Source organism: Sulfolobus sp. A20 (assembly GCF_001719125.1).
Lineage (GTDB): Archaea > Thermoproteota > Thermoprotei_A > Sulfolobales > Sulfolobaceae > Saccharolobus.
Window position 1 is genome coordinate 185,029 of sequence record NZ_CP017006.1, and the last position, 16,957, is coordinate 201,985.

The following is a 16,957-nucleotide window of genomic DNA, read 5'->3' on the forward strand; positions in this document are numbered from 1 at the left end:
ACATAAATGTAATAAAGATAGGGGATAATTTAATGGGAAATAAAAAAGCTATATCAAAAACAATTATAGCAGTAATAATTGTTGTAATTGTAATAATAGCTGTAGCTGGTGCTTATGCATACCTTTCTACTAAGCATCCATCAAGTATGATGACTAGTATGACGACTTCTTCCTCATCAACTACATCATCCATAAGTAACTTAAATACGAGTAATCCTCAAGTCTTAATGAGCCTTGTAGGTCTTAGCTCACCCCCATCTACTCCAGTAACTATAACGGTTTGGAATAGTTATAGTGTGTCCGAGAATCAAGCTTTCAATGAAACCTTAACTCAATTTGAACAAGAGTTTCCGTGGATTCACGTACAAGTAACCTATGGTGTAGGTGTTGGAACATCACAATTTGAAACTGCTGCAAAGGCTGGACAAGCACCGATAGTTTATAGGGATACTAGTGATTCCGGCGGAGCATTATTTGCTGCGGGACTAGTATTGAACTTATCACAATATTTACCAAATAGTATAACGTCACTATACTTACCTACAGCAATTAAAGATTGGGAACTAAATGGATCGTTATATGGTTTACCAGACAATATAAATTACATAGTAATGTTTTACAATAAACAATTTGTTCCGTATCCACCTAATACTACTGCCCAACTGGTGCAAATTGCAGAACAAGTTAACAAGACGTATGGCGTATGGGGTATTGCATATGGCGCTTCTGATGAGTATGGTTATAGGTTTGCTGCATGGTTTGCGGGATTTGGTGGTCAAATATTTACTACGAGTTCCGGTAAAGTAATTCCAGACTTAAACACCACAGCCATGGTTGATGCCTTAAACTTCTGGTATAATTTAACTTATAATTTGAAAGTGAATTACTTAGCACCCTCAACTGGTGCTGGAGGAGCTGAAGGACAATTATTCATAGCTAATAAGACTGCTATAATATTTGATGGACCTTGGGACTTAAACAATTATTTGCAAGCTTTAGGTCCTAATCTAGGGGCGGCACCACTGCCGGTAGTCAGCCAGACAGGTTTAAGGGCTGCACCATTTGTAGGTTCTACGGGCTTCTTGATAGCCTCTCCTCAAGCTAGTGGAGCTAACCAAATGCAAATTAAAGCTGCTATCATATTTGTACTATACTTTACGAACTACGAGGCAGATTATAGACTTTTCGCGGTAGCTCACGATATTCCTGCTAATGTTCAAGCTTATAATCAAGCGTTAACTGACTTAAAGGAAGGTAAACTACAACCAGCTTACCTTAACCAAATAATGGAGGGAATATTAGAGCAAGCTCAATATGGACAAAAATTCCCTAACATACCTCAAATGGCTTATTACTGGAATTCCTTCCACCAATATGCAAGTGAGTTCTTCGCTGATAAGATAAATGCGACTCAGGCATCTCAAGGTATGGAGCAGGCATTTGTTCAATCATTAGTGCAAAATGGTTTATTATCATATGTTATGCCATTGCCTATAGTACCTCCAGTCCTTCTGATGGTAAGTATAATCTCCTCAATAATTTTCGTCGTAGAAACTCCCAAAGTAATGAAAAAGTGGTGAAAGAATGAAAAAAGAAAAAGTTTTTTCACTTTTTTATATTGTTCCTATAGTAGCAATTACCTTATTTCTCTTCATATTTCCCTTATTATATTCACTTTACATTTCGTTTACGAATCTTAGTCTTTTACACTTCCTTAAGTATAGTTATGTTGGATTAACGAATTATCTTATAATTTTTAAATATGGTTATTTCTTACAGCTATTAGGGAATACGTTAATCTGGACTATTGGAAGTCTGGTTACAATGATGTTTCTAGGATTTTTGCTGGCTTTAGTTCTTAATCAAAGCGATTTAAAGGGAAAAACAATATTTTACGCTATTCTTATTCTTCCTTGGGCCTTTCCAGGGTTTATCTCTCTTCTAGTATGGCAAGGACTTTGGGTAGATCCATATGGTATGATGAATAGATTAATACTACCGTTATTGCACTTGCCTCATATTAATTCTTTAACATCAACAACTGATGCGTGGACAGAGCTTATCTTAACAAATGATTGGCTTTCCTTCCCTTATTTTATGGTTGTATTTTATTCAGCCTTACAAAGCATCCCTAGAGAGTTGTATGAGATAGCTGAATTAGATGGGGCTAATGCTCTTACTAAGTTCTTAAAGATTACTTTACCTTCATTAAAAAAGACAATCGCGTTTGTATTCATAACTAGTTTTGTATTTACGTGGAATAACTTCTATCCAATTTATATATTGACTGGCGGAGGACCCGGTATATCTACAGAGACTTTCATAGTTTATGCGTATCAAGAAGCTTTTAGTTACAATAATTACGCTTTAGCTGCAGCTTGGTCTATAATTTCTACAATATTTGTAATTATCTTAGCTATAGTAGTGATAAAATATACTAGAATTTTAGATACATTTGTGTAAAGAAGGTGAGATAGATATGATAAAAGCGAAACTATTTAAGGTCTTAAGACTAGCCATCTCGTACTTAATATTGTTAATCATTGCTCTATTTTCGCTCTTCCCATTATATTATGTGTTTGTAACATCCTTTAGTAATGCTCCTAACCTAATTTCATTAGGTGTTTCTGACTTAGTTCCCAAACATCTATACCTAAATGCTTACAAATACTTACTTACTACAAACCTATATGGGGGGACCTTCCCTTTATGGGTAAGAAATAGTTTAATATTAGCTCTTTCTACAGCTCTTATATCAGTTTTATTAGCCCTATTAACTGGATATGCCCTTTCTAGACTTGATATACCTGCCAAAAAAATTCTAGCGACCTTCATTTACATAGTGACTTTCTTCCCATACACTGCCACGGCAGTCCCTTTATATTTATTATTTGCTAAGTTCCATCTCCTAAACTATTTAGGTTTGATATTGGCTTATACACCCGGAACGTCAATTTTCGCAGCATTTATAGCCAAACTTAGTATTGATTCCATACCTCCTTCATATGAGGAGATAGCTATGATAGATGGATTGTCTAGGTTTCAGGCTTTCCTAAGGATAGTTATGAGACTAGCATTACCCGTGGTAGCATTAACTGCACTTTTGGGCTTTAATGGAGCGTATTTAGATTTCGCTTTAGCCTACTCTTTCCTTTTACCTAACGTTAAGGAGTGGACAGCAACCATAGGATTATATTATATGGCTGGGTTACTAAATCCATCAAGTGCCCCTGCGTACAATATTTTCGCAGCTGGATCAGTGCTGATGGGAATTCCATTAATGGTTTTATTTATAGTATCACAAAGAATGATGACTAGAGCATATAGTAATCTAGCTGGGGTGAAGCAATAATGGCGCATTACGTTAAATTAGAGAATATTTGGAAGGAATATGAACTAAGAGGAAAGAAAACTCAAGTATTAAAAGGCCTTAATTTAGAAGTAGAAAAAGGAGAATTTGTCGTAATCTTAGGACCTTCTGGAGAAGGAAAGACTACTATCCTCAAAATAGTTGCAGGACTATTAAAGCAAGACAAAGGTCACGTTTATTTGAGAGGTGAGTTAGCCGACGAAGTACCTCCAAAGGATAGAAAAGTGGCTATGGTACCTCAAAATTACGCTATATATCCCTTTATGACGGTATTTGATAATATCGCATTTCCGTTAAAGGTGATGCACATATCAAAAGAGGAAATAAGGAAGAGGGTAATTGAAGTGGCGAGTATGTTGAAAATTGATGGCCTATTAGATAGAAAGCCTAGTCAACTAAGTGGAGGTCAAATGCAAAGAGTGGCAATAGCTAGAGCCTTAGTTAAAGATGCGGATATAATACTAATGGATGAACCATTATCTAACCTAGATGCACAAGTAAGAGTAATAGCTAGGGAAGAGTTGAAGCAGTTACAGAGGAATATTAAACCCACAATTCTCTACGTTACGCATGATCAAATAGAAGCATTAAGTTTAGCATCTAAGTTAGCTATACTTCATGATGGAGTAGTACAAGCCTATGGAGACCCTATGGAAATATATAAGTCGCCTAATAACGTATGGGTAGGTACGTTTTTAGGAAATCCTCCAATGAATGTTTTGAAAGGAGAGGTAGACAAAAATGCTATATTTGTGGAAAATGGTAAGATCCAATTATCTGATAAGTTTAAATTTTTGGTAAAGGATAGTCAGAGAGTAATAGTAGGAGTTAGACCAGAGGATTTATCAATTAATGAAAATGGAACCATAGAAGGAACTGTAGAGATGATAGAAAACTTGGGCTCTTATAGCATTATACATGTGAGATTAGTTGATACCACGTTAAGAGTCTTAGAGAAGTCTACAGTGAAGAGAGAGAAAGGAGATAAAGTGAAGATCTTAGTTGATCCTAATAACATAAACCTATTTGATCCTAATGATCAAAGAAACTTATTGGTAGGGAAAACTTGAGAGTTTTGTTTATAATAATTTTAATCTTGATATCACTTACACCATTACCATATTTTAGCCAGACTATGAGTTATCAAAGAAGTCTAAGTTACAGTCCTTCCTATCTGTTACTTAATAATTGGAAAGACGAATCCATATGGATAACTACAGGAATACCTATTCCTAATCCTCAACTAAATGGCTTTATTCCATATCCTTTTTCTATCAGAAATCTCTATATAGGGAAACACGGCATACTTAACTTCACTCTAAGTGCTTCAAATCTAAGCGTCTCATCAGCATATTTGACGCTCAACAATAGTGTGGTGATTGAGAGTATGCAAGGAAATTTAAGTATTATTGAACCTCCTTACTCTCCTTATCTATTAATCTTGTTTAGTATTAACTCCACTTTTCAAATTAAATTAACATCAAATACTTCTATAATCTCGATTAATAAAACTAGTCTCCTAATAAACGCTAGCCTACCAATTTATGTTTTAAGCAATATCACACATCTAGTTAAGAAGAGTGAAATAGATTTCGTAATACCTAAAGGAAAGACATTTATTGAAATAAGTGTAAATGCTAAGCCCAATGAAAATGTGTCTCAATTACTTTCAATTAACTTCGATCGTGTAAAAGAATGGTTGAATAAATCAAAGATTCCTAATGGTTTACCCAAAGTATTGCTAAATGAATATTATTTAAGTCTATTATTATTGAAAGATGATCAAAATCCTTATTTGGGAACCTTTGCTGCTTCTCCATCGCCAATCTATTTATACTCTTGGGTAAGAGATTCAGCTTTCAGTGCAATTGCGCTACAAGAAGCTGGTCACTATGAGTCTGCATTGAAATACTGGCTATGGATGAGTAAAGCAGAGCAAATACAACCGGGGGTATGGTATACTAGATATGATTTCTATAACGGTAAACCAGATATCTCCTTTGGAATCCCAGAACTAGATAGTATAGGATTATACCAGATAGGCATATATCAATTTTACAATTTAACAAAAAATATGACATTTTTAAGGGAAGTATTACGTACACTTAACCTCAGTTTATTATATGAGATAAAGGAAATAAACAGTTCCAAATTCCATTTACTTCCACAAGATCTAAGTGTATGGGAGGATAGGAGTGCATACCACTTCTGGACAGAATCACTTGATGACCTAGGACTATTTGATTCTGCTAAGATCTACGAAGTTTTAGGTCTAAACTATTCACTAATCTCTAGGGAAGAATACGTTCTTAATCAAAGTATAATCAAATATTTTTGGTATAACAACACTTATTTTGCATCAGCTTTAGGGACTTCCGTTATATACGAAAACGGAAAGAGCGTTACTACTCTATCTCTAGAGCCTCCCGCCATAGATTCCGCCACACTACTGCCAATTGACATGGGATATCTTCCAGTTAATTCAGCCTATGCGGCGAGTAACTTTAACACGGTTATAAATAAGCTTACTGTTAACGGAGGTCTATCGAGATTCCCTGATGATCTATACCATTACTCAGAATATCTTTATGATAGTAGCGGACCTAGTCCTCCGTGGATAATATCTACCTTATTCGAAGCCCTATATTATGAGCAAAGGGGAAACTATGCTCATGCATTAAATTTGCTCTATTGGGCTTACGATCATTCACAACACGGGTTATTACCAGAAGCTATAGACCCAAATTATGGAAATCCGCTACCCACCACGTCTCCATTAACATGGTCCTCTGCGATGTTCATTATATCTTCCCTTTCATATAAACCTAATATAGTCGTTAACAGCCCATTATTTTTACCTATTATAACAGTCATTATCTTGATAATAGTAATTATAATAATCACTATATTTCGTAAAAGATCCGCACACTAGATTGCAAAGTGGTTAAAGCCTCGCCATTCATGGTGGGGGATGATAAAGTATAACTCTTTTCCTCATCTCTTCGTTTATGAGTGGGGGAGTTAGTAAAGGTGGGTTAGGAATCATGGCTACTATTAGCCTTATGATTTCCCTCCCCTACTCAGCCTTGTTCAAAGATATAAAAAAGGTTTAAAATATGTTCTTAATTGGTTGAGGGAAATTAAACTGAAAAAGGTTAAGGAAGTTCATAAATTATCAAGTTTTGAAGGAAAAGTTTAACCTTCACCCTAAGCTCAAGATTGTTATATGGATACTATAGCAATATATAAAAGTTGACTTAGAAACCCTAAACGTGGTAGATATCCTGGGGTTCATAAAGCATCAATTTGGTTAACCCCTATACTAGTTAGATCTTGGAATTTGCCAACTATTTTTAGTGATAGGTTGTATTTGATGCAGTCGTATTGAATGTTGGATTGAATGGGAGGTTAAAAAGAATGGTCTTAAAGTGACTTATGAGGATCCTAGTTTCTCATCTAGCAAATGTCCTAAATGCGATAGCGAGATGGAAGAGGTTTCTTATAGGTATTTTCGCTGTTCTAGTTGTAATTATGAGAATGATAGGGATGCTATTGTTATAATTGAATTTATATGGGAGGAGTTCTCTGAGCCTCTTGACTTGCCCCTAAAATGAGAATCGATAAGGGAAACCTGCCTAAGAGGAGGAATTCAGAGATTAATATTAGGAAAACGTTAAAATTTATTTCTCGCACTGACCTCATCCTAGCCTTGAGAGAAAGTTTGCCTCCTTTTATCATGTGGTATGTAATGTTGAGTGACGAGAGATTAAAAGTAATAAAATTAGTTTCCCGAAAAATCGCTTAAGATAACCTTTTTAATTCATTTTCAAAAGCTAAACCTTAGCGATGAACGAGATAGTAGTCAGCTTATTTGACGTATCTTTGTTCATTCTCGTCGCTGAAATCATAAGATCTTTTTTAGCAAAATACAACTTACCTTATTTAGTGGGGGAAATTATAGCTGGAATGATAATCGGTCCTTATGCAATGGGAATGATAATCAATCAAATTGTTGGTTTTCCATTGATCTCAATCAACGAATACATAACATTTCTTTCTGAGTTCTCAATAATTTTATTAATATTCACGTCGGGATTGGAACATGGAATTAGTCCAATAAGGTCTGGTGGTTTGTATAGTTTTCTAGGAGCTACTCTCGGAGCATTATTACCTTTCTTAGTTACATTTTACCTCTATTCAGACGAGTTCGGTAGTAACTCAGCTTTATTCTTAGGGGTGGCTATGGGAGCAACGAGTTTAGCTGCTGTAGCATATATAATAGAGGAGGAAAAATTAAAAGGAAAGGGGATAGATTTCCTCATATCCGCTTCAGCATCGGATGATGTAGTTGATTTACTACTTCTCTCAATTGCGATCAGCATCTCAAGCGAGACTACATTAAACATACAGTATCTGGGAGTGAAGATCATTGAGCTCATAATAATATGGTTAGTTATATTCATAGTTTCAGTAATTTTAATACCTAGAGTAATCAACAGACTTAGTGATAAATACATAGAGGAATTTCCTTTCGTAGTGTTATTTGGATTGACATTGATCATGGTGTCACTTGGATACTCGCCAATAATATCAGCCTTTATTGCCGGAGTTTCTATCGCTAATAGTACTAAAAGCGAAAAGATAAAGCAAATAGGTAACACATTACTTAGCATTTTCGGTTCTTTATTTTTCGTAGTAGTAGGGAGTGAGGTTAATTTAACTAGTTTCAATCTAAGTACTATAGTATTTGCATTAGAATTGACTGGTATAGCGGGATTATTTAAGTGGATTGGGGTTTTTCCATTCGCATTTCTACGAACTAGGAATTTTAAGATGGCGAATACAATAGCGATTGGAATGATACCTAGGGGTGAGACTGGATTGGTCGTAGCATCAATAGGGGAATCGTTAAACTTGCTGAACCAAGTTGAATTTGAAGGTATAATATTAATGTCTCTACTTACTACTTTGATAGGAGGAATAGTATTTAAGACACTAGTTAAAAAGACTAAATTAGAGTGATGAGCCCAGCTCACTTGATAGGATGAAGAAGGGTACGAACGCTGATAAATCATTTATTTTTTAAATCTTGATATATTATCATCATGATTTTTATCGACTTTAACACTCACTATGGAATAGAGTTGTATAAGTACACTAATCTACCACCACTTAAAGATAAGGATATAGAAATTGAGAGGATTGTTTTGAACCCAATCTATAAATACTCTTGTAATTGTTGTGTTGATGGATTTTATCAGCAATACTTGTGGAGTAAGGATAAAAAATTCATATCAAGACTGGGAATTTATAATCCAAATTGTAGAATATCACCAGAGGTAGAAATTGAGAGACAATACCAAAAAGGCATAGTTGGAATTGTACTTAATCCTTCTCATCATAATTTCTCACTTCTTCATCCTAAACTTAACTTTGTCTATTCTTTTGCCGAGAAGAGAAATCTGATTATTGTTGTTTATAATCCCAATATAAATGAGTTAAGAGAGATATTGAGTAAATATAGTTTTACCGTTGTACTGATTAATAATAAAAACGTTATTAATGATAGGAGAGTCTATTACATGATAAACCATGAAAGTGAGATCGTTAATAGTGATTCTATATACGGTAGTGATTCGCCATACAATTCTTTAGATCTAATTGAATCAGCAAGAGAATTCGTTAAGACTCATGATTATAATGAGGTAATTGCGTTCAAGAATGCACTAAGCTTATTACATGAGACCAACATTTAATGTTTAACTTTTAATAAGAGCAGTATTAATTGATGTGTGAGTTTAAAGCCACTAAGAGTAATAGACCAATTAATAGAAGTGCAACTGTCAGGCTTATAGACTATTATGATTTTGTTAAGCTAAGTAAAGATAAGGTATTTAGAATATTGACTTCTGATTCGAGGGACAATTATAGTAAAAGTTACTATTATTATATAAGAGATTATTTAAATAAGATAAAAGTTCTTAAAGAAAACATGATAGATGTAAGATTCGTCTTTCCTTTCGAGAAGACTAAGGATTCGATAAGCCTGAGAAAAGGGTTACTATATCTAACACGTGATGGGGAAATAGTTTACATGAACTTACACTCAAACATTTATGAGACTTGTTCAGTGTGTAAAGTTAAAGCTTTATGTATTTATTACGCTAAAAAGATTGTAGAAGAGAATAAGCTCAGAACGAAAGTAGATGAGGAAGAACCAATAAAAAGTTGGGAGGAGATTATTAATAAGCTTCAATCAAAAGAGATAAAAACAAAGGTAATAGAAATCTCTTGATTACAAGTATCTTCTTAACACTGACATAGGATTAGTTATGTTAGCAGTAAGTAAGGTTTCCTCTGGACTATGACCAAATGCAAACGCTAATAATTGCGAGAAGTAGGCTAACGGCATCTCTAAGTCTTTGCCATACTTCTGGGTTATCTTGTTCATGTTAGTCTCTATTGCAACATGTCCTAATGGACAATCAGTAACTAATATTTCAGCACCATTCCTTTTAGCTTCCTTTAATATTCTAGCCTCTAAGTGTATTGATACCTCATTATCAGAGTAGACGTGAGGTCCACCACAGCACATCGTTTTCGCCTCAAACGGAACTACTTCAGCGCCTATTGCTTTTAATATTTCGTCCATAAAGAATGGTCTCTCTGGATCATCCCTTAATTTCATGTATCCGGATAAGGTATACGATTTAGGTCTGACATATAGACAACCGTAATAAGGAGCAACCTTTAATCCAGTTAGAGGTCTCTTAACCTTAGCTTTGATCCCCTCAATTCCAACAGTGTTATAAACATATTCCACTGCATGAACTAGCATTAACTTCAGATCATATCCTTTCGTACCCATCTTTTCTAAATACGTATTAGTCTTTTCTCTTAATTTTGGGTACTTTGTTAGATAATATTGAGTTCTAGATAAGGAATAATGACAGCCGGGACATGCTGAAACTACAGCATCTGCATTCATTTCTCTAGCTAATGCTAAGTTTCTAGCTGGTAATAAGATTCCAGCCATAGTGTTTACATTTTTAACTTCTAAAGCACCACAGCAGTTATAATCCTCTATTCTTTCTATTGGGACACCTAAATCTTGGGCAATAAGCTTTAATGAAACATCATATGACTTCCCTAATCCATCTAGAGCACATCCTGGGTAAAATACTGCTTTACCATAAGGTGTAGGTAAGGTCATTCTGGGATCACCTCCTCTTTCATTGCCTCTTCTAGGACTTTTTGAACCCTATCCCAATCCTTCACTCTATTCGGCTTTAATAAATCTTTTATAAGCCCTCCCTTCAAAACTGCAGCACCTATATTAATCATATCCTTTAGGCTTAACGTCACCATTCCTGCTTTCGCTGCAGCTGCTCCTAATGTTAGCTCTGATATCCTACCTCCATTCTTCATTACAGTCTCTAAGAAAAGTTCATCAAATATCGTACCAGGGTCCTTCTTGACTAACCCATGTTTCAACATGTAATGATGTATTGCATGCACTACTTCTTCTACCATCACTCCTTTAGGACATCTGTGAGTACACTTCTGACATGATACACATCTCCACAAAGAATCTTGTAACTCAATTAAGGCTTGCTTATCTCCCTTTCTAGCTAAATCTATAAACCTTCTAGGGCTATAGTTAGGATCATATTCCCTCATAGTACATCCTGAAGTACACGTTCCACATTGCCAACAAGCGCTTATAGTAACTCCCTCTAACGTGTTAGCTATTTCATCCCATACACTAGGATCATAGCCAGTTTGCGTCCTCTCTATCATGAAGGCATTCCATGTACCATCTAACTCCACTCCATCAACTATTACCTTATCTTTTTGAATTAAACCTTTAATTATAGGTTTCTCTAACTCAGGAATTGGCAAGTTGAATCACCCTAAGGAAAGGTTTTAAACCAAGAACCATAGCTGTAGTAGAAAGATGAGAGGGATATAGTCCCCCTCCCTTCCTATCTACAGCTAACAGAGTTGCATAATCTACATATCTAACATATGCGTAAACTAAAAAAATTGAAGTAGCATAATAATTACCTATATCTAATCCAAATATGGAAAGAGTATCCTTAAGTTCAGAAAGTGCTTTGAAATAATCTTGAGGGGAATTTATGGTCACTCCTTCCTTTAGTACGTAAGTTATTGAGCCTGAATTTTTGTCAGGGTTCCATATCCACCTAGTCCATAAGGGATATTTGTCCGCTTCTAAGAAATGAATTATCTCTCTAGCCATATCAACTATATCTTCATGATCAAAAATAGAATAAAATGCACTTACTCTTTCGTCATAACTTAAATTACTATCCCTTAATTTATCATAACTTTGTCTAATCTTTTCCACACTATTTTTACTGATTACCTCACTGTAGTGTTTCTTTGCATAAAATATTACATCAAATAGTTTCTTTACGTCTTCTTCAGAGTTTATCTGTAAAGTGGATAAGAAATCACTCTTCATCTTCATTGCTTTCAAAATAACTGACAAGGATTCCTTAGGATTGCCCTTTACAGTATTATTTGGCTCTTTAGCTAACATTGCATTAAAAATATCCCTAACATAGTCAATGTTTAAAAAAATGTTAATGGTGAACCACCTTGGCTTCTGCAGTCTTCTTATAATAGTCAGAATCTTCCCATATCCCACTAGTTACATATTCATAAGCTTTCATAGCTGCAGCATATCCCTCAGTTATTGAGTCAGAGATTGTCTTAGGTCCTGTTATTGCCCCTGCTAAGAATACTCCTCTCCTAGCTGATTGTACTGGTAAGCTGTCTGGATCTAATGGCTTTACGAAACCATGTTCTTCTAGTTCTAAGCCTAATACTTTAGCCACTTGTTTTGATCCTAATCCTAATTCCATACCGTTAGCCAATATTACCATATCATAAGGAACTACTAATGCCCTATTAAGGTTCATAGTGTCTTCTCCCTTGATTATAACAGTATCGTTAGGTCCTCTCATGAACTCGGATATCCTACCCCTAATGAATCCTACTCTGTAATCTAACTGAGCCTTCCAGTATAATTTGTCTTCCATTAATCCATAAGTCCTTATATCCATGTAATAGATATGTACAACAGCGTCTGGTATCCTCTGCTTTATTTCCATAGCCTGCTTGATTGACACAGCACAACATACTCTTGAACAGTAAGTGTTTCCAACTGTAGCATCTCTTGAACCTACACATAATAATATCGCAACTCTCTTTGGAGGAGTTCCCTTAGTAGTGACTAACTTATTGTCATGAAGCATACCTTCTATGTCAGAAATCTGATAAATGTTGGGTATAATGCCGTATCCATACTCGTATTTTCTCCTAGAATCAAAGTGCTCAAAACCTGAAGCTGCTATAATTGCGTTAAACTTTTCAGTGGTTAATTTTCCACTCTTATCTTTTATACCAACTTCGAAGCCATCTTGAACTGTTTTAACGTTTTCAACTATGCTTTCCTTATAAACTTTGACATTACCGTTTTCCTCTACTGTTTTAACAAGAGGATCTATTACTTCAGATGCCGGTCTTAATTCTGGGAATAGTAAGCTATATTTTAACCTTTTAGGAGTACCTCCTAAGAAAGCTTCTCTCTCAACTACTGTAACATTTACCCCCATTCTAGCAAGTTCTTTGGTAGCAGATAATCCTGCTGGTCCCGCCCCTATAACTAGGATGGATTTATTAACCATTTAATCACCTTTTATACTTATTAGTTAAGATTTAAAAAACTTTATTTTAAATTTATTTTCCAACTTGTTCCTTCTTATACCATTTAACTCTATCTGGCAGCGATAGATAAAAGTCAATTTTCCTATGCTTGGGATATAAGTATTGTGGTTCGGCCTTACCTTCTCTTAGATCTTGTAAATACTGAATGAATTTCTCTTTATAATCATCTACTGGAACGCCAATCTTCCTTAAGAACCCTTCCACGTCTGTAGCGTGCCAATGAATCTGAGCAATTACATAGGGATCAGCTCCCATAGCTAAAGCTGCGAACTGTGCATCTGCTAACACTGGTAAATTATAGTTAAACCCATGAGCTTTTCCTGCCCACTGGCTCTTATCTAACGTGGTTACACATCCAGTGTCAGAGGTCACGAATACGTCAGCATTACCTTCTTCCACAGCAGGAATTACTTTTTTGAATAACGCGAAACTTCTACTAAACTCTCTTTCTGTTAATATATGTCTAAATCCGAATCCACAGCAATCCCACCACGTGGAATAATCTACTAACTTAGCTCCGAAGTTTTGTACAGTTCCAGATGGTGCAGCTGGTCTTCTTCCTTGAAAGACTTCTGGATCATAAATAGTATCCTCTGGTACTAGCTTATATACGTGACAAGGTGTGTGAACAGCGGCTTTTATGTTACTTAAGTCATATTTCTTCTGTTGGGCTGCTTTCTTACTCATAACGTATAACCATTCACTATAGTGTACAACCTCTTCTGGAATAACTATATCCATATCAAGTTTTCTCATTATAGGTCTTAGTTTATCCCTTATTTCCTTGTGTAAAATTATCATGTTTCTAACTTCTTTATAGTGTCCAAAAGACGTACCACAATGTATTAACGGGAAGTAATCTGTTTCATAAGCTCTCCACATGTTTCTTACGTATACTCCAGCTAGGGCAACTGGATTAGAAGCTCCAGAGGCGTGATAATTCCAACCCGTACATGAAGTCTGATGGGGCTCGTCTAGGTAATCAATTTCCAATTTATTCATTACCCAAAACACTGAAGTAGGATACCCTGGTATATGACCACATTGCCCACAACTCTTATGATGCCATAGCTTAGTAGTTGGAATCTTCTTTGGTTGACCATTCAATGTCTGATATTCCACGGGGTTGTTGTAAGGCTTTATATGATGGACAATTATTTCACCCTTATCTTCTAGCTTATATAATTCTTCTTTAACATGCTCTAAACTATGAGGTGTACTATACTTATAAATTATCCTTTGATAAACTTCGTCCCAATTTACTGTATCAGCCATTGGAAAAGCCTCTTCAATAGACTTTTGTAATTGTTTTTCTTCTTGTTGACTCACAATTACACCCGATTAATAATAGTTTTTTAGATTTATAAGCTTTATTTTAAAACTTCTTTATGGTAATGAGTACAAATAATTAACTAAATATTGAAATTTGGGGAATTAACGTTAGTTACAGATGTAACCAACCCTTTCATAGTAATATTATACAGTTTATATCTTTGAAAAAAGTTATAAAGAATAAGGAATAAGAAAAGTCTTTACATGTTTGAAAAAGTTATAAAGAAAAGTCGTTTTAATTCTCTTTATAGGTCTAACCAACTATCTGGTAATTCGTCTTCATTGAGTTCTCCTTTCTCCCACTTCTCCTTAATTTCTTCTAGCTGCTGCTTTCTTTCTTCATATATATCCATAATCATATCATATAAATCCTTATCAACATTCTTAATCGAGTCTAAGACCCCAGCTTCTACAAAAATTGTCATCATCTCAACAGCGGTCTGTAGTGATGCGTGCCAACCTATATCAGTCCTTTGCAATAAATCAACTGGAACTGCTTTTCTATAAACATCCATGTTCTTAGATTCCTCAACGGCTTGAGGTCCCCAATCAGGAAAAGCGTCAGGCTGTATCATATCAGGGGTAACTTGATTACCCATAGTTATTACTGTTAATAATACCCTTCTATAGGGAGCCAAGATCTGCTTTGCTGATTCTAACCCAAATTTTACTGCATATTCTCTAAGTAGCATTATTAACCCGGCTATTTCGTTATTGAATGGACACCTCATAGAACAAGTATAACACTGGACACAAGCCCACACTTTTTTATTCACAAATTCCCAAATCTTATCAACAGCGTCCCTCATCATGTATTGAATCATTTCTCTGGGACCAAAATCATAGAACTTGGCAGCAGGACAACCAGAAGTACACACACCACAATTCAAACATCCTCTAAGATATTCATTATATCTAAAATCACTTTTTACTGCTTCCCAGAATTTCTTTGCTAAATCCCTTTCCTCAGGTTTTAAGTTACTTATTAAGTTCCTATCCTCTTCCGGCAATGATTCTTGAACTTCATAAGCCATATCTAAAAATCTGGGATCGTCCGGGAGAGCTGGTAATAAAGTTTTAGTAGCCATCCATCCCACAGTATAAGATTAAGCCCAGAAACTTATAAATTTTATTAATAAAAAAGAAACGTAACTTACTTCACTCTTTTAATTAATATTCTAGTTACACCATTATCTTGCTTAATATCCAATATCTGATTACCAGTCCTCCTAGCCCAAGCCTCAATATCTGGCTTAGCAGCAGGGTCAGTAGCTAAAACCTCCAAAACCTCACCAACATTAATCTGCTTAATAGCCTTAGCAGTCTCCAAAACGGGACCAGGGCAATACATACCCCTAACATCCAAAGTCTTAGAAATCCTAAGCTCTGACACCAAGAAACACCCCTGTTAAATGAATAAAGTTATTCCGCCTTCTGCTCTGTCTAAGAAGGTAGCTACACCAACTACGTCATCTACAAACTCCGCTAGATCTTCCCTTTTTATTCCGAAGAATTCCATAGTCGTGGAGCAAGCAAATACTTTGACCTCTCCTACTTCTTTAGCTTGTTGAACTAACTGGTGCCACATTGGATACTTCATTTCTTGCATTCTCTTCATCATCATTGGACCCATCTGTTCGTAATTCTTATCTATTGGAGGAGGAGTTTGACTTGTTAAACTTCTCTTTGATATTGCTTGTAACCCCCAGAACGTGAAAAATAAGTTTACCTCGTACCCAGAAGCAGCTGCACCTGAGGTTAATATCCCTACTGGCATCAGTTTATCTATAGTACCGGAGAATACTATTATGGATAGTTTTTTCTTCTTTTCTTCTGCCACCTAAAATCCCCTTTTTAACTTTTTCATTTTTAAGTTATTAAGCTTTTCGCTTTTCATATATTTCAAATATTTCACATTTTAATAAATATATTATGTTAGAATTAACTCACACACTTTATTACTTTTCGTTATGTGTGAACTGACCTCCTTTTCACCTTGGGGCTATCTGTGTCTCCGTTTTACCGCATACCTTTAACATTTGATAAATAAAAAATTTAAGTAAGTTCATTTTAAATTATAGTTGAGTGGGAAGTATGGAACAAGCACAGACTCAAAGTCAAGAGCAGGAACAGAAGAAAAAAGTATTAATTGTAGTTACTCATGGACCCGAAGATCTTGATAGAACGTATGCACCATTATTTATGGCATCTATTGCTGCTTCAATGGAATATGAAACGTCAGTCTTCTTCATGATAAAGGGACCAAAGCTATTAGACAAGAAATGGCAAGAAGAAGAGAGAAAGAAAGGTAACAATCCATTTATACACTTCTTCGACATGGCTAAGGATAACGGAGTTAAAATGTATGTATGCATTCAAAGTCTTAAGGATATGTGCCACATGAAGGAAGATGATGTTGTAGATGGAATTGAATTAGTAGGAGGATCTACGTTAATAGATTTAACAATGGATGCTGATAGAACATTGTTCTTCTGATCA

Annotated in this window: 18 protein-coding genes; 10 read left to right on the plus strand and 8 right to left on the minus strand. The window is 35.3% G+C overall.

Annotated elements, in window-relative coordinates:
* Positions 1-32: 32 nt before the first annotated feature.
* From BFU36_RS00855 to BFU36_RS00890, 9 genes are all read left to right on the plus strand, one after another.
* On the plus strand, positions 33-1,580 hold the full coding sequence (locus tag BFU36_RS00855; protein WP_069281471.1) for an extracellular solute-binding protein: 1,548 nt from the start codon (positions 33-35) through the stop codon (positions 1,578-1,580).
* A gap of 4 nt (positions 1,581-1,584) precedes the next feature.
* Positions 1,585-2,463 carry a carbohydrate ABC transporter permease gene (locus tag BFU36_RS00860; RefSeq protein ID WP_069281476.1) on the plus strand — a complete coding sequence of 293 codons (879 nt, stop codon included), beginning with the start codon at positions 1,585-1,587 and terminating at the stop codon, positions 2,461-2,463.
* Between the two features lie 16 nt (positions 2,464-2,479).
* Positions 2,480-3,352, plus strand: coding sequence for a sugar ABC transporter permease (locus BFU36_RS00865; RefSeq protein ID WP_069284511.1), 873 nt, complete (start codon positions 2,480-2,482; stop codon positions 3,350-3,352).
* Positions 3,352-4,440, plus strand: coding sequence for an ABC transporter ATP-binding protein (locus BFU36_RS00870; protein WP_069281478.1), 1,089 nt, complete (start codon positions 3,352-3,354; stop codon positions 4,438-4,440). Before BFU36_RS00865 ends, BFU36_RS00870 begins: the two co-directional genes overlap by 1 nt.
* Positions 4,441-4,505: 65 nt before the next feature.
* Positions 4,506-6,302: a glycoside hydrolase family 15 protein gene (locus BFU36_RS00875; RefSeq protein ID WP_156770099.1), complete on the plus strand. Its 1,797-nt coding sequence runs from the start codon at positions 4,506-4,508 to the stop codon at positions 6,300-6,302.
* Positions 6,303-6,798: 496 nt separating this feature from the next.
* Positions 6,799-6,984, plus strand: coding sequence for a zinc ribbon domain-containing protein (locus BFU36_RS14465; protein ID WP_342719104.1), 186 nt, complete (start codon positions 6,799-6,801; stop codon positions 6,982-6,984).
* A gap of 232 nt (positions 6,985-7,216) precedes the next feature.
* Positions 7,217-8,392 carry a cation:proton antiporter gene (locus BFU36_RS00880; RefSeq protein WP_069281482.1) on the plus strand — a complete coding sequence of 392 codons (1,176 nt, stop codon included), beginning with the start codon at positions 7,217-7,219 and terminating at the stop codon, positions 8,390-8,392.
* A gap of 83 nt (positions 8,393-8,475) precedes the next feature.
* Complete coding sequence (locus tag BFU36_RS00885) at positions 8,476-9,126, plus strand: hypothetical protein (protein ID WP_069281483.1); 651 nt, start codon at positions 8,476-8,478, stop codon at positions 9,124-9,126.
* Between the two features lie 32 nt (positions 9,127-9,158).
* On the plus strand, positions 9,159-9,665 hold the full coding sequence (locus BFU36_RS00890) for a hypothetical protein (protein ID WP_069281484.1): 507 nt from the start codon (positions 9,159-9,161) through the stop codon (positions 9,663-9,665).
* Here the strand turns inward: BFU36_RS00890 and BFU36_RS00895 are convergent, their stop codons facing one another.
* From BFU36_RS00895 to BFU36_RS00930, 8 genes are all read right to left on the minus strand, one after another.
* Positions 9,666-10,583 (minus strand): CoB--CoM heterodisulfide reductase iron-sulfur subunit B family protein, encoded by a 918-nt coding sequence (locus BFU36_RS00895; RefSeq protein ID WP_069281486.1) that lies wholly within the window; start codon positions 10,581-10,583, stop codon positions 9,666-9,668.
* Positions 10,580-11,272 carry a 4Fe-4S dicluster domain-containing protein gene (locus tag BFU36_RS00900; RefSeq protein WP_069281488.1) on the minus strand — a complete coding sequence of 231 codons (693 nt, stop codon included), beginning with the start codon at positions 11,270-11,272 and terminating at the stop codon, positions 10,580-10,582. The genes BFU36_RS00895 and BFU36_RS00900 overlap by 4 nt, the downstream gene beginning before the upstream one ends.
* The gene (locus tag BFU36_RS00905) at positions 11,259-11,936 is read right to left on the minus strand and encodes a hypothetical protein (protein ID WP_069281490.1); all 678 of its coding nucleotides are present in this window, start codon (positions 11,934-11,936) and stop codon (positions 11,259-11,261) included. The genes BFU36_RS00900 and BFU36_RS00905 overlap by 14 nt, the downstream gene beginning before the upstream one ends.
* Positions 11,937-11,979: 43 nt before the next feature.
* Positions 11,980-13,086 carry a CoB--CoM heterodisulfide reductase iron-sulfur subunit A family protein gene (locus BFU36_RS00910; RefSeq protein ID WP_069281492.1) on the minus strand — a complete coding sequence of 369 codons (1,107 nt, stop codon included), beginning with the start codon at positions 13,084-13,086 and terminating at the stop codon, positions 11,980-11,982.
* Between the two features lie 52 nt (positions 13,087-13,138).
* Positions 13,139-14,455: a CoB--CoM heterodisulfide reductase iron-sulfur subunit B family protein gene (locus tag BFU36_RS00915; protein ID WP_156770045.1), complete on the minus strand. Its 1,317-nt coding sequence runs from the start codon at positions 14,453-14,455 to the stop codon at positions 13,139-13,141.
* A 248-nt stretch (positions 14,456-14,703) separates the two neighbouring features.
* Positions 14,704-15,546 (minus strand): 4Fe-4S dicluster domain-containing protein, encoded by an 843-nt coding sequence (locus BFU36_RS00920; RefSeq protein WP_069281494.1) that lies wholly within the window; start codon positions 15,544-15,546, stop codon positions 14,704-14,706.
* A gap of 65 nt (positions 15,547-15,611) precedes the next feature.
* Positions 15,612-15,854 carry a sulfurtransferase TusA family protein gene (locus BFU36_RS00925; RefSeq protein WP_156770046.1) on the minus strand — a complete coding sequence of 81 codons (243 nt, stop codon included), beginning with the start codon at positions 15,852-15,854 and terminating at the stop codon, positions 15,612-15,614.
* 12 nt (positions 15,855-15,866) lie between these two features.
* Entirely contained in the window at positions 15,867-16,298 is a 432-nt protein-coding gene (locus BFU36_RS00930; RefSeq protein WP_069281496.1) for a DsrE/DsrF/DrsH-like family protein, read from the minus strand.
* A gap of 254 nt (positions 16,299-16,552) precedes the next feature.
* Between BFU36_RS00930 and BFU36_RS00935 the strand changes: the two genes are divergently transcribed.
* A complete protein-coding gene (locus BFU36_RS00935) occupies positions 16,553-16,954 on the plus strand; it encodes a DsrE family protein (protein WP_069281498.1) in 402 nt (133 codons plus the stop codon).
* The last annotated feature ends 3 nt before the right edge of the window (positions 16,955-16,957 follow it).